The sequence below is a fragment of the Qipengyuania huizhouensis genome (assembly GCF_019711635.1).
Taxonomy (GTDB): Bacteria; Pseudomonadota; Alphaproteobacteria; order Sphingomonadales; family Sphingomonadaceae; genus Qipengyuania; species Qipengyuania huizhouensis.
Window position 1 is genome coordinate 169,673 of sequence record NZ_JAIGNT010000003.1, and the last position, 13,717, is coordinate 183,389.

General features: G+C 60.6%; 8 protein-coding genes. 6 read left to right on the forward strand and 2 right to left on the reverse strand.

All coding sequences use genetic code 11. The features are described from left to right. The first annotated feature begins 22 nt into the window (after positions 1-22). Both K3180_RS04950 and K3180_RS04955 read left to right on the forward strand, forming a co-directional pair. Entirely contained in the window at positions 23-2,128 is a 2,106-nt protein-coding gene (locus tag K3180_RS04950; protein ID WP_221538617.1) for a glycosyl transferase family protein, read from the forward strand. Beyond that, a complete protein-coding gene (locus tag K3180_RS04955; protein ID WP_221538619.1) occupies positions 2,121-3,479 on the forward strand; it encodes an NfrA family protein in 1,359 nt (452 codons plus the stop codon). The genes K3180_RS04950 and K3180_RS04955 overlap by 8 nt, the downstream gene beginning before the upstream one ends. A 4-nt stretch (positions 3,480-3,483) precedes the next feature. Here the strand turns inward: K3180_RS04955 and K3180_RS04960 are convergent, their stop codons facing one another. Then, positions 3,484-6,255: a phosphoenolpyruvate carboxylase gene (locus K3180_RS04960; RefSeq protein ID WP_221538622.1), complete on the reverse strand. Its 2,772-nt coding sequence runs from the start codon at positions 6,253-6,255 to the stop codon at positions 3,484-3,486. Between the two features lie 217 nt (positions 6,256-6,472). Here K3180_RS04960 and mtnP point away from each other — a divergent pair, with 217 nt between their 5' ends. The 4 genes from mtnP (at position 6,473) to K3180_RS04980 (ending at position 12,626) form a co-directional block, all read left to right on the forward strand. Further along, positions 6,473-7,345 carry an S-methyl-5'-thioadenosine phosphorylase gene (gene mtnP / locus K3180_RS04965; RefSeq protein ID WP_221538624.1) on the forward strand — a complete coding sequence of 291 codons (873 nt, stop codon included), beginning with the start codon at positions 6,473-6,475 and terminating at the stop codon, positions 7,343-7,345. Then, on the forward strand, positions 7,342-8,829 hold the full coding sequence (gene glpD, locus K3180_RS04970; RefSeq protein ID WP_221538626.1) for a glycerol-3-phosphate dehydrogenase: 1,488 nt from the start codon (positions 7,342-7,344) through the stop codon (positions 8,827-8,829). The genes mtnP and glpD overlap by 4 nt, the downstream gene beginning before the upstream one ends. 98 nt (positions 8,830-8,927) lie before the next feature. Continuing rightward, entirely contained in the window at positions 8,928-12,068 is a 3,141-nt protein-coding gene (gene putA, locus K3180_RS04975; RefSeq protein WP_221538627.1) for a bifunctional proline dehydrogenase/L-glutamate gamma-semialdehyde dehydrogenase PutA, read from the forward strand. Between the two features lie 45 nt (positions 12,069-12,113). Continuing rightward, a complete protein-coding gene (locus tag K3180_RS04980; RefSeq protein WP_221538629.1) occupies positions 12,114-12,626 on the forward strand; it encodes a hypothetical protein in 513 nt (170 codons plus the stop codon). Between the two features lie 8 nt (positions 12,627-12,634). Here the strand turns inward: K3180_RS04980 and K3180_RS04985 are convergent, their stop codons facing one another. Beyond that, positions 12,635-13,702, reverse strand: a complete 1,068-nt coding sequence (locus K3180_RS04985) for an AI-2E family transporter (protein WP_221538631.1) — start codon at positions 13,700-13,702, stop codon at positions 12,635-12,637. Between the last annotated feature and the right edge of the window lie 15 nt (positions 13,703-13,717).

Sequence of the window (13,717 nt, forward strand, 5' to 3'; positions counted from 1 at the left end):
GGGGCGCTCGGGTCGATAATCAATGGATAGCTTTGTTGCAGTTTTGCAATGGACGGCGCTTGTCGTTGCAATCCTGATCGCGCTTTCGTCGCTGGACGATCTATTCGTGGATGCTGTGTTCTGGGCGATGAAGCTCAAGCGCAGGATTTTCGGCCAATCTCGTCCTGGTGCGGTTGCGGCTGAATTGCTGGTCGACAAGCCGGAGCAACCCATCGCAATCATGCTTCCCGCGTGGAAGGAGTTCGACGTCATTGCAAGCATGGTCGAAAGCGCGGTCAATACGCTCGCCTACCGCAACTACATGATCTTCATCGGCACCTATGCCAACGATGCCGAGACCATCGCCGAAGCGGAAAAGGTCACCCGGAGGTACAAACAGGTGCGGCACGTGCGCGTGCCGCACGATGGCCCGACCTGCAAGGCGGATTGCCTCAACCATATCGTTTCCGACATTCTGCAGGTTGAAGAAGAACTGGGCGTCCCGTTCGCCGGGCTGGTATTGCACGATAGCGAAGACGTGCTGCATCCACTGGAGCTTCACCTCTTCAATTATCTGCTCCCCGCCAAGGACATGATCCAGTTGCCCGTCGTCAGCCTGGAACAGCGTTACCGGGATCTTGTCGCCGGAACCTATATGGACGAATTCGCCGAATGGCACGCAAAGGACCTGGTCGTGCGACAGCGTCTGGCCAAAACCGTTCCATCTGCCGGGGTCGGGACCTGCTTTTCACGCCGTGCAATCAAGGCCCTGATGGAGGATGGCGACGCCTTCAACACCGATACCCTGACCGAAGATTACGACATCGGGAACCGGCTCGCCGAACGGGACATGGGCACGATCATCGCGCTCTACCCTGTCGAGTTCCGGACGCGTCGAGGCGCGTTCTTCGGCATGGGGCCCGAGCGAATGGTTACATTTTCCATGCCGCTTTGCGTGCGCGAACACTTTCCCAACACTTTCAAGACCAGCTATCGCCAAAAGGCCCGCTGGATTCTCGGGATTGCGTTGCAGGGATGGTCGCAATTGGGGTGGAGCGGGTCGGCCATAGCCAACTATTTCCTTTTCCGGGACCGCAAGGCGCTCCTCACACCTACCCTCGCCATCCTCGCCTATGCTCTGGTGGTTATCTACCTGGGACTGAATATCTGGTCAAAATCCTCGGGTGGCGACTTCATTCCCCTGTTCTCGGGCCACTGGATCGAATTCGTCGTACTGTGGTTCAACCTGTTCGCGCTGATCGCGCGGATTTTGCAGCGGCTCTTCTTCGTCGAGAGGATATATGGCTGGGGCCATGCCTTCATGTCGGTGCCGCGGATATTCGTGCTTAGCCTCATCAACTTCGCGGCGTCGATGCGGGCGATGAGAATTTTTATCGGCAGCAAGTTCAGCGGCAAGTCGATCGCCTGGGACAAAACCATGCATCGCTTCCCGACTGACGAATGGCTTGGCACCGAGAAGCGAAGAATCGGAGAGATACTGTTGTCTTGGGAGGTGGTGACCCCACCGGCGATCGAGAAGGCACTTGTCGATCAGAAGCTGAATGGCGGAATGCTCGGCGACCTGCTCGTGTGTCACGGGGCGATCGACGAACAGACGCTTGTCGAGGCCGTGGCAACACAGGCCAACTTGCCGACGGCTACCATCAGTCTTGAAATGGTGCGCGAGAACCTCGATTTGCTTGACGAAGAAGTCATGTCACGTCTGCACGTGCTGCCCTTCGGCAGAGGGCAGAATGGCGATGTGATGCTGGCCGTGTCGCGGCCTCTGCCTCCATCGGAGAAAGAGTGGATGCGGACTCGCTTGGGCAGGCCCTTTCGCCAATATATCGTTCCGGACAGCCAGATTACGCGGTTTCTCGGGGCGTTGGTAAAGCAGCCGCATTGGGATATCCCGGTCTTCACACTGCCACGACTTCACGAGCTCCTGATCGAGCAGAAAATTCTCAAGCGGCGTGAACTGCGCCGCGCACTCGAAGGGTACGATGTGGCAAGGCACGGCAGTATCGGCAATTACCTCGTCGCAAATAGAACCATATCTCAGCAAACTTTCGACGAAATGTCGGCTCTCAGGCATAAACTCGTCGAAGCGAAGCGCGAAGAGGCACGAAAGGAACTCGTCGATGCGTAATCTTTCGCTAGGCATTCTGCTCGCAACCGCTGTTTCTACCACTGCAAACGCGCAAGAAACGAACGATCCGGCAGCCCAACCTTTCCGCGATTTCGAAGCCGGACGCTATTCGGATGCGGAAGCCGGAGCGGAAGCCGCATTGGCACAGGATCCCGACAATCCGGTCTGGTGGGCTCTGCTGGCGGAAGCGCGTGCGAAGAATGGCCAATATCAATCGGCAGCAGGCGCCTTCGCCCGCGCTGCCGAGGAAGAACCCGAAGCGGTACGACGCAGCTACTTTCGCCGCGCCCAGACACTGAACCTCGTCCAGGCGGGCATGCATGCCGAGGCACGCCTGATACTGCGGCAGTCACTCGCCGATGCTTCGCTGGATGCCGGCAATTCGCTCGATTGGGCGATGGTTGCAATCGCCGCCCGGGACGACGCTTCTGCACAAGAGATACTTGCCAATGAAGCGCTGTATGATGACTTCACGCGGCAGAGTGCGCTGGATGCCGGATACAGTGCCAAGCGACGTGGGCTTGACGGGCGGGCCGTGCGGTTCTTCGAACTGGGCCTCGCACTGGACGAAAGCGAGCAGTCACGTCTTTCGCCTGTCGAGCGCGAAGGTATCCGCAGGGAAATCCGTGAATTGGAGCGTGATTGGTCCTTCATCGCGCAGGGAAGTTACAGCACCGCAGGGCGGCCCTCGGGTCTGAGCGCCGCCCCGCTCGACGACGAGCGCGCCATGCAATTCGGCGCAGAAGCCTCGCGGCGAATTGGCGGCTGGCGCAATGGCAAGCCGTTCAGCATCTTCGCCCGCATCTATCACTCGGAATTCCTTGGTGATGATGCCGTCATCGGCAATGCCACGCAGGGCTGGATGGGAGCGCGTTACAAGCCCTTTTCAAGCCTCAACTTCAATCTCGAGGCGAGCAAGCTCATCGCCCTCGACAGCGACGCGATTGACGACTGGTCGGTTCGCGGCGCCATCTCCGGGGGTGAAGGGCTGGAACCCGAAGTGGGGCGCAGCCAGTGGACCTATGCGCATTATTACGGCGACTTGTCCTATCTGTTCGAGAATGACGTCGCCTTCGGAATTGCGGAAGGCCGCTTTGGCAGGGCGTTTGCCCTGGGCAACCGCTCGAATGTAATCACGCCCTATCTGGTGGTCCGCGCAGACCTCGATACCGGGCGCGAGGATGAGGGCGCGCTTGGCGGGGGCGCGGGGGTTTCCCTGCGGCACTGGTTCGACGAAACCGAAACCTCAGCCTGGCGCGGCTTCATCGATTTAGACGTTCAGGCCAGGCAGCGCATAGCGGGCGATCGCCGCGCCACAGGCGTTCTGGCCACAATCACGATCGGACGCTGACGCGTCAGCCGTGCGCCCCGAACAAATTGGCAATGGCGGTTGAAATCCGCAGGTTGAGCGCGTGGGCATCTTCGATCGGATCGATGAAATCTCGCCGGATCGCGTCGTAGCTGTCTCCACCTGACCGCGGGTACTGTGCCTGCTCGTTCATCGCGAAGTCCTCGGTCACCGGATAGCTGGCCGGGAATGCACGGCGCATCTGTGCCAGTGCTTCATCGATGCGCAGGGTGAAAACCATCTCCAGCACATCACGCCTGCTGATATCGTTGGCGCGACTGAATGCCGGGACCGACACCGCCTTCAGGAACATATGCTGGAGCAATGCCAGACGTAGCGCCTGGAGAACGCCGATCATACGTCGAACTTGTTCGCGCTCGGGATGAGGATCTTCGTCAGGCACCAGTTCAAAAAGACGGTGAAGCTTGAGTGCATCGACCCGCAGCCGCGAAGCGAGGCGGCGGAAAACGCCGTTGCGATCATCCTGGATCAGGTATTCGGCCAGGGATTCGCACGCCTGCGACAGGTGCTCTTCGGTTCCCCGATAGGGGCGGCTCGCCCAATAGGCCGAATTGAACAGCTCACCATAGGCGGCAACGGTCTTGATGCTGGCAAGCGCGTTGGACGCACGCACCAGACGCATGATCTGCCGGCCCCGGGGGCTTTCCTTCAGCAGCTGGGCGATGTCGTCGTAGTTACTTTCCGCCGCGCTTCCGACACCGGCGATGATATTCACGGGATAGCCCAGCTGCTGGAGAATAGCGTTGTGTGGGATGGCGCGGATCTGGCGCAAGCTCATTTCGCGATCGGCGGACAGGTCTGATTGGCGGCGCGAGACACGGCTTCCCGTGGAGTTCAGCAGACCTAGCCCGAAAGCGGTTACGGCGCGGCTGTATGTACGGCTGGCAAGGTGGTCCTGCTGGTGATCCTTGATCGCGCGATAGAAATCGAGGCTCAGGTCCGTGCGGCGGTAGAAAGGGTCGGTCGGCGCATCCGGATCGGTATCGGCAGGGGCGAGCTCGGCGATGGTCGAAAGCGTCGCGCGCGCAAGTTCGGGTGTCGCGAAGAAGAGATATCCGTCTCCGCCCTGGAAACTGGCTTCGGGTTCGAGCTGGATGCCGGCACGGGCGAACCGCCGCCTTGCCCACGGGCTCATCGGCCATTCGAGCCGATCCTTGAAACTGGCGGGATGCGCCCCGCGTCCCATACCTTCGCCATGCGTATTGAATACCAGCGCGGCGACATCGATCAGGCCGTTGGCCGACATGGCATCGGCAAGACGTCCCTGAAGGCGCTCGATAGCGAGGCTCGCCGGAATCTGGCCGACGAAGCGTCCGGCATCGGAGAACCCCGTCTGGATGGCAATGCGCCCGCGCTTGCGCGCGTAGTCCTGAAAAGCCTCTTCACCGAGCAGCGCATCGAGGAAACGTCCGCCGTGTTCCAACGCCGTCTCCGTCTCGAACAACGGCGAGACATCGACCTTTTCCTCGATCCCGAACAGCTTGGCGAAATAGAGTGCAGCGAGCACGGTGGCAGGCTGTTCGCATTCGGCAACGAGCATGCGAATCGGCGCATCGGCATCAATGTGCTTGAGAATCTGCGCCATAGCGAGGAACTGGCGCACCGCGGTCGAACTCTCGACAGCGAGGGAGGCGAAATTGGCTGTAAGCGGCTCGGCATTGCGCACCAGGTCCCGCAGGGCCGCCAATCCTCCCTGACTCCCGAGATCGAGATCGGCTCCACCCTGAATGCGGGACCGGATTGCATTGTGCAATTGCTTGGCGTTCACGCGGAAATGGATGTGACCCATGCCAAGTCCGTCGGCCCGCATGGCCGCTGCCAGCGTTTTCAGTGCGACAGCCTTCTCCTGCGAGGCAGAGAGCGCTTCCTCCTCAAGCCGCGAAATGACCGACACCAGGCTCAGAAGCTTGTCGTCGCCGCCTGTCAGGCTGTTGGCCGCTGCCGAAAGGTCGGCGTGATCGGACAGGTCGCCGGCAAATTCCTCGGCGCTTTCGGCAGTGCGTTGCTGCGAAGCGCGCAATGGTTCGAGCAGTGGGTGGTTCGGGTCAATCGTGGCCAACTGATTCGCATAGCGATCCAGCCGCTGCGCCTTTTCCGCGAGCCGGAATGCAATGGAGGTGTACCATTTGATGTCGGTCCGGCCGTCCATGTCGTATCCGACCCAGCTGGCGAAGCGGAAAGGTAACGGTTCCAGCTCGCGCCAGCGATCCGGCCATTGTCCTGCCGCACATTCCAGCAAGCTCACATTGATCTCATCCCTGGCTTCCTGTGCGTGGGCCAAGGCTGACATGGCACGGCCATGCTCGTATTCCAGAGTGATTTCGGGACGTTTGGTTTCCGTGCGGCTTACTTCGTGTCCGCCACCCGCTGCTTGCGCAACCATCTCGCTTTGTGCCGGGGAGAGCAGGAAAGTCGGGTGCGCGGTGAATACCACATGGAGTTGCGGGTGGGACCACCGCTTGCGGAATTCTTCAAAACCGGCAGTTCCGGAGCAGAAATCCGACAAGCGAACGCCGGTTTTCTGGGGCGTCACGAGACGGCGCAGCCGGTCCGCTCGCGACTCCAGAGACCTTGTCTCCAGTTCACCGACAAGACTGGAGAAATCCGCAAGCGATATTTCGCCAGCCTCGAGCACCCGCGACAGATCGTGCGCCAGCTGGAAGACCGGATTGAACAGCGGTGTTTCCCGCGTGCGCTTGTGCAACTGCCGCAAGGCATCGGTAAGAGTGGCAAAGGTCAGCGGTTGCAGGTCAGGCACGTGGAAACTCCCCTTTCTCTCCAATACGGAGACTGCGCGCGAAAGTGCCCGCGGAGTCAACCTGCCACGTTGCAGTGCAGCATGAATAGGTTTGCGCAACGGCCACTTTACTTGTCGCCGTCAATTCTCCACCCCTCACCGACCATTAACCGAGACCGCCAACCGTGTGGTGACAAGCTGTGCACATGACTGCGACGGGGAAGCGAAAGGCAAATACATGAGCGACTGGACGATCGGCATCCTCGGGGGATCGGGCCTCTACGCAATCGAGGCTTTGCAGGAGAAGCAGTGGATCGAGGTCGGCTCGCCCTGGGGCAAGCCATCGGACAAGATCCTGTGCGGCAAGATCGGACATGTCCGCGTGCGTTTCCTGCCGCGTCATGGCCGCGGCCATCCGATAATCCCGGGCAGGGTCGATGCACGCGCAAACATCGATGCGCTGAAACGCGCAGGCTGCACCGATATCCTTGCCATCAGCGCGGTCGGCTCCCTTTCCGAAGACCTGCCGCCGGGACGGTTCGTCTGCGTCGACCAGTTCATCGACAATACCAAGGGTCGTCCGTCCAGCTTCTTCGACAGCGGCTTCGTTGCGCATGTGTCCATGGGCGATCCGGTTTGCGAGCGTTTGTCGAAACATGCTGCGAAAGCGGTCGAGAAGGCAGGCGGCGAAGTGACGATGGGCGCGACCTATCTTGCGATGGAGGGGCCGCAGTTTTCGACCCGCGCCGAAAGCCGCCTCTATCGCCACTGGGGCGCCGAAGTTATCGGCATGACCGGCATGCCCGAAGCCAAGCTCGCACGGGAAGCGGAGCTGCCCTATGCCATGCTGGCCATGGTAACCGACTGGGACAGCTGGCGTGATGGGGAAACAGCGGTCGACGTGAGCGACATCATCGAACAGATGGGCAAGAATGCCGATCTCGCCGCAGCGACCGTGGAGAAATTCTGCAAGGGTCTGCCGAAAAAGCGGACGCCTTCGCCGATCGATCGCGCGCTCGACGACAGCGTCATTACCGCGCCCGACAAGCACGACCGCGAACTGATGGCCAAGCTCGATGCGGTCGCCGGACGCCTGTTCCGCGCGGGATGAACGAGCCGCTCGACCTTCTCGTCATCGGCGGCGGCATCAACGGCGCGGGAATTGCCCGCGATGCAGCTGGGCGCGGACTGACGGTCGAACTAGTCGAGAAAGACGATCTTGCGTCGCACACATCCTCCGCCAGCACCAAGCTGGTGCATGGCGGCCTGCGCTATCTGGAGCAGTTCGAATTTCGTCTGGTTGGAGAATCCCTGCGCGAACGCGAAGTGCTGCTCGCGAACGCGCCGCATATCATCTGGCCGCTGCGCTTCGTTCTGCCGCACGAACCCTCGATGCGACCCAGATGGATGCTGCAGGCAGGCCTTGCACTGTACGACCGCCTCGGCGGCCGCAAGCGCCTGCCGAAATCGCGCAAGGTGGATCTGCGCATCGCTCCGCATCGCGCGATCTTGCAGGACAGGCTCGTGGCGGGCTTCGAATACTCGGATTGCTGGGTAGAGGATGCGCGGATGGTCGTCCTTACCGCGATGGATGCCAAGGCACGCGGGGCAAGGATATCGACACGTACCGAGTGCACGAATCTCGTCCGGAGCCAAGCCAACTGGTTGGCCACTGTGCGCGACGGAAACGGCGAGCGGACGATCGTTGCCAAGGCAGTGGTGAACGCCGCGGGTCCGTGGGTCGACAAGGTGGCAAAAGCGGCTCTCGGACAGGGAACACCTGCGCACTTGCGGCTCGTCAAGGGCAGCCACATTATCGTCCCGCGCGCCTATCCGGGCGATCATGCCTATATCTTCCAGCAGGACGACAAGCGCATCGTCTTCGCCATACCCTACGAGCGCGATTATACGCTGATCGGGACGACGGACCTGCTGTATGAGGGCGATTTGGACGATGTCCAGATCACTTCCGACGAACGCGCCTATCTGCGCGAGGCGGTAACGCAATATCTGAGAAGCGGCGTCACCGAAGAGGATATCGTCTATACCTATGCCGGCGTTCGCCCGCTCTATGAGGACAAGGCGGCGAGCAATTCGACGGTCACGCGCGACTATGTCTTCGAAGTCGAAGCTACGGGCGGCGCGCCGATCCTGTCTGTCTATGGCGGCAAGATCACGACCTATCGCAAGCTTGCCGAACATGCGCTGGCCAAGCTCTCGCAGCATATGAATATTCCGGGCGAGGCATGGACCGTCGATGCACCTTTGCCGGGCGGCGATATTGCAGATGCCGATTTCGCGCGCTTTTTGTGGGATGCCGGGGAGCGGCACATATGGATACCGCCCGAAATGCTGCTCCGTCTCGGGCGTGCCTACGGAACCCGGATCGATAAGGTGGTGGGTACGGCGACCGCTCTCGAAGGCTTGGGTGAACATTTCGGTGGCGATCTCTACGAGGCGGAACTGGAATATCTCGTAGCGCATGAATTCGCCCGAACAGCCGACGACGTACTGTGGCGGCGCAGCAAGCTGGGTATGCATCTGTCTGAACAGGCTACGGATTCCGTTGCGCGTTGGTTCGCTCAGCGGGATTGATTAGTTCTCTCGGAACAACGGCTTGCAACAAAGCTTGAAAGGGCATCGCGACAGGTCCAAGTGGCCTCGTCAGACCACCCCTGATTCACCGGAGTCGCATGGCCCTGCACGATCCTGCCCGCCTTTCCCCTATCTCCCGCCAGACCTTGCGCGAGGACTATCGCGCAGAGGAGAACGCCTGCGTCGCGCAGCGCATGGAACAGGCCGCCCAGGCCGAAGCGAAACATTCCGAAGCGGCAGCTTTGGCATCCAAGCTGATCGAAGGCGCGCGGCGCCGCAAGGCGAGCGGTATAGATGCCTTCCTGCACCAGTATGGCCTTGCGACAGAAGAAGGCGTGGCGCTGATGTGCCTTGCCGAAGCGCTGCTTCGCGTACCGGATGCGGCCACAGCCGATGCCCTGATCCGCGACAAGATCGGCGATATCGACTGGTCCGAACATATGGGCGAAAGTTCATCCACCTTCGTCAACGCGGCGACTTTCTCGCTTATGCTGACCGGCGAAGTACTCGAACGGCCGGAAGAGGCGCAAAAGGGCATGGGCTCGACGCTCAAACGAGCGGTCAACCGCCTGGGCGAGCCAGTAATCCGCAGGGCTACCCTGCAGGCGATGCGTATCCTTGGTGGTCAGTTCGTCTATGGCCGCACGATCGATGAATCCCTGAAGCGGGCCGCGCCCGAGCGTGCCAAGGGGCTTACCCACAGCTTCGATATGCTCGGCGAGGCGGCGATGACCTATGCCGATGCCGACCGTTATGCTGCCAATTACGAGAAGGCGATCGACCGGCTGGTGCGCGAGGCATCGGGCAAGGTTTCGACCTCGCCGGGTATCTCGGTGAAACTGTCTGCCCTGCATCCGAAATACAGTTTCCTGCACGCCGACGAGGCGGTAGCGGACATGCTGCCGATCGTGCGCCACCTCGCCACCAAGGCGCGCGATGCGAATATCCATTTCACCATCGACGCCGAGGAAGCCGACAGGCTCGAATTGTCGATGGACATCATTGAGGCCCTGGTACGCGACGACAGCCTGTTCAAGCGAGCTGACGGCACCCGCTGGGAAGGCTTTGGACTTGCGATCCAAGCCTATCAGAAGCGTGGACTTCCCATGTGCGACTGGGTCGCGCGGCTGGCACGCAAATACGATCGCAAGTTCTTCGTCCGGCTGGTGAAGGGCGCTTATTGGGATACCGAGATCAAACTCAGCCAGGTGGGCGGTTTCACGGATTTCCCCGTATTCACACGCAAATTGGGTACCGATGTCAGCTATCTCGCCTGCGCGGAAAAGCTGCTTGCCAGCGACGATGTCATCTACCCGGCATTCGCCACGCACAACGCCTATACGATTGGCGCTGTCAAGGCCTTAGCCGGAAGCAAGGAATTCGAATTCCAGCGGCTCCACGGCATGGGCGAGGACATATACGGAGCGCTCACTCAGGAAGAGGGCAACCGGAAGACCAACGTGCGTATCTATGCGCCAACGGGGACGCATAAGGACCTGCTGGCCTATCTGGTACGCCGCCTTCTCGAGAACGGAGCAAATTCCAGCTTCGTCAATCGCATGGCGGATGCGGAAATCCCGGTAGAAGAGCTGGTAACCTGCCCAATCAAGGATATGCGAGGGCTCAAACCCTATCGCAATCCGGGAATCCCGCTGCCGAGCGATATCTTCCCCAACCGCCGCAATTCCGCAGGGATCGATCTGTCCGATCCGCTGGTCCGCGAGCCGCTGATTGAACGGCTGAAGAAACTGGACAGCAAGCATTGGCGCGCAGAGCCGACCTTCATGTCTTCTGCCGAGGGCGAAGTCGCACCGATCAACAAGCCGCATGATCTTTCCGCCGAGGTCGGCACACGCCGCGACGCGCTCGGCTTCGAGGTCGAGGAAGCGATCACGCGCGCCGTAGCGATCCAGCCGGGCTGGAACGCGCTTGGCGGCGAAAAGCGCGCCTTGCTGCTGGAAGCGGCGGCAGACCTCTTCGAGGAACATACCGACGAGTTCCTCTCTCTCTGCCAGCGAGAGGCCGGCAAGACATTGCAGGATGCCGTGCTCGAATTGCGCGAAGCGGTGGATTTCCTCCGCTACTATGCCACCGAGGCACGGCGCTTGTTCACCACCCCGACGCCACTGCCGGGCCCGACCGGGGAAGAAAACCGCCTGACGCTGAACGGCCGCGGCGTATTCGCCTGCATTTCGCCGTGGAATTTCCCGCTGGCGATTTTCATCGGTACGCCTGCCGCAGCGTTGGCCGCCGGTAATACGGTCGTTGCCAAGCCTGCCGAACAGACCCCGCTGATTGCCGCACTGGCAGTCGACTTGTGCCACAAGGCGGGCATTCCGGAAGAAGCTTTCCAGATCCTGCCCGGCGCCGGGGATGTCGGCGAATTCATCACTTCGGATCCCCGCATCGCCGGAGTAGCCTTCACCGGTTCGACCCAGACCGCCCAGGCGATCAATCGCGGCCTTGCTTCGCGCGACGGACCGATCGCCACCCTGATCGCCGAAACCGGCGGGCAGAACGCAATGATCGTCGACTCGACCGCACTGCCGGAACAAGTCACGCGCGATGTCGTAGCTTCTGCGTTCCAGAGTGCAGGCCAGCGCTGTTCGGCGCTGCGCGTGTTGCATATTCAGGAAGATGTCTATGACGAAATGCTGACGATGATCCGCGGTGGATTCGAGGCATTGACCCTGGGCAACCCGGAAAATCTCGCCACCGATGTCGGACCGGTAATCGATCCCGATGCGAAGGCAGCTCTCGAACGCCATGTCGCACGCCGCAAGACCGGCGGCGCTCAGGTCTGGCGCCGCAGGCTGCATCGCGGCGCTTCCAAGGGCTGCTATGTCGCGCCGACGATCATCGAGCTTGATTCGATCCTCGATCTCAAGCGCGAAAATTTCGGGCCGATCCTCCATGTGGTGAAATATCGCGCCTCTGAAATCGACCGCGTGATCGAAGAAATCAACGCCACCGGCTACGGCCTGACGCTGGGCCTGCACAGCCGCAACGACGACATGCGCGCCTATGTCGAGGCACGTGCCAGGGTCGGCAATTTCTACGTCAATCGCAACCAGATCGGTGCCGTGGTGGAAAGCCAGCCGTTCGGAGGCGAGGGTCTGTCCGGGACCGGCCCGAAGGCTGGTGGGCCGAACTATGTGACCCGCTTCGCAACCGAACGCGTGGTGTGCATCGATACCACGGCAGCGGGCGGCAATGCGACGCTGCTGGCAAGCGGATAACCCAAGTCATTGCGAATCCATGGCATGGCTGCTTTAAGGCCGCCCATGGTTCGCATTTTTCGCACGGCGTTACTGCTGCTCGCGCTGGGATGGTCATCGTTTGCCGCAGCAGCGGTCGACATTACTTTCCATTCCTTCAACGGATCGGTGCTGGCGGGCCGCTATCCCCATACCTTTGTGTCGATGGAAGGCACTCTGGAGGATGGCACACCGGTCAAGGAGAACTTCGGCTTTTCAGCCAAAAGAGCTTCGTTGGCTGTGCTTAACGGTCCGGTCGAACACATGATCCTGGTCGAAGAGGAAAAGTGGTTGCGCAAGACCAACCGCCATTTCACCCTATCGATGACCGACGAGCAATATCGCAAGGTCAGCGCTCTGGTCGAGGCCTGGCGCAACGCACCTGGAAAATATTACGACCTCGAAACGCGCAACTGCATTCATTTCGTTGGCGAGATCGCCAAGATCATGGGATTGAAGGTCAACTACCCCGACAAGCTGCTTCGCAAACCCAAAAGCTGGCTCAACTACATAACTACGCTAAATCCGCAGCTGGGCTGAAAGCCCGATCAGGCCGTGACTGTTTGACGCTGTTCGCCAAGGATACTCCACGAGGCGAGAAACAATCCTGCCACCAGCGGCCCGATGACGATCCCGGACAGGCCGAACAATGCGATACCGCCCAGTGTCGTGATCAGGATCAGCCAGTCGGGAATACCCGTATCGCGGCCTACCAGAATGGGCCGCAGGACATTGTCGATCATTCCGATCACCGCGACGCCAGAGATAATGACTACGATGCCCTCCCAGATTGCTCCGGTCGCCAGAAGGTAGATCGCAGCGGGCACCCACACGATGGCGGGACCGACGGCAGGCAGGAGGGATGCGATAGCCATGATCACGCCGAGCAACAGCACCGAAGGTATTCCGACGATCCAGAAGGTGATGGCGCCTAACGCACCCTGTACCAATCCAACCACGACCGAACCTTTGATCGTGGCTCGAACCAGCACGAGGAACCGTTCGGCAAGCCGATCCGCAATGGAGCGCTCGAACGGCAAAGCTGCAAGCACATGCTCCGCAACCGCCCGCCCGTCACGTAAAAGGAAGAAGCCGACATAGAGCGCGATGGCGAAGCCCAGTACGAAGCCGAACACGCTGCCGCCGATCGCCAAGGCCTGCTGGGCGATCATACCGAGACTCGCCTGAACAAATGCAGTGGCACGTTCCTGAACCTCGTCCAGATTCCCGAAGCCGGCACTGTCGAGTGAGGCCTGGATATTGGCCGGCAGGGCGCTGAACACCTGGCTGAAATACATGGCGACATCGATCTCGCCATCCCTGAATGCGAGGAAGACCTGCGCCGCTTCGTCCACGACCGCTGAGCCGATCCACATGGCCGGCAGCACCACAGCCAGGAGAATGACGATGAGCGTCAGCAAAGCCGACTGCGTCTCATGCCCCCGGCGTTTGACGAGAAACCAGAGATAAAGTGGCTGGAACAGGACCGCGGCCAGTACCGCCCAGAGCAGCGGCTGGAAGAAGGGCAGTACGACCACCAGCAGAGCGAAGGAAACCAGCGCAAGAAACAGCAGGAAGCCGCCCTGCTCGAGCCGGTTCGGTGTCTTGCCGTCCATGACTGCCCCTCTTTG

Bases quoted from the DNA above. Each gene is read 5' to 3' on its own strand.
- K3180_RS04950 (WP_221538617.1), top strand. From the start codon at position 23: ATGGATAGCTTTGTTGCAGTTTTGCAATGGACGGCGCTTGTCGTTGCA.
- K3180_RS04955 (WP_221538619.1), top strand. From the start codon at position 2,121: ATGCGTAATCTTTCGCTAGGCATTCTGCTCGCAACCGCTGTTTCTACC.
- mtnP (WP_221538624.1), top strand. From the start codon at position 6,473: ATGAGCGACTGGACGATCGGCATCCTCGGGGGATCGGGCCTCTACGCA.
- glpD (WP_221538626.1), top strand. From the start codon at position 7,342: ATGAACGAGCCGCTCGACCTTCTCGTCATCGGCGGCGGCATCAACGGC.
- putA (WP_221538627.1), top strand. From the start codon at position 8,928: ATGGCCCTGCACGATCCTGCCCGCCTTTCCCCTATCTCCCGCCAGACC.
- K3180_RS04980 (WP_221538629.1), top strand. From the start codon at position 12,114: ATGGTTCGCATTTTTCGCACGGCGTTACTGCTGCTCGCGCTGGGATGG.
- K3180_RS04985 (WP_221538631.1), bottom strand. From the start codon at position 13,702: ATGGACGGCAAGACACCGAACCGGCTCGAGCAGGGCGGCTTCCTGCTG.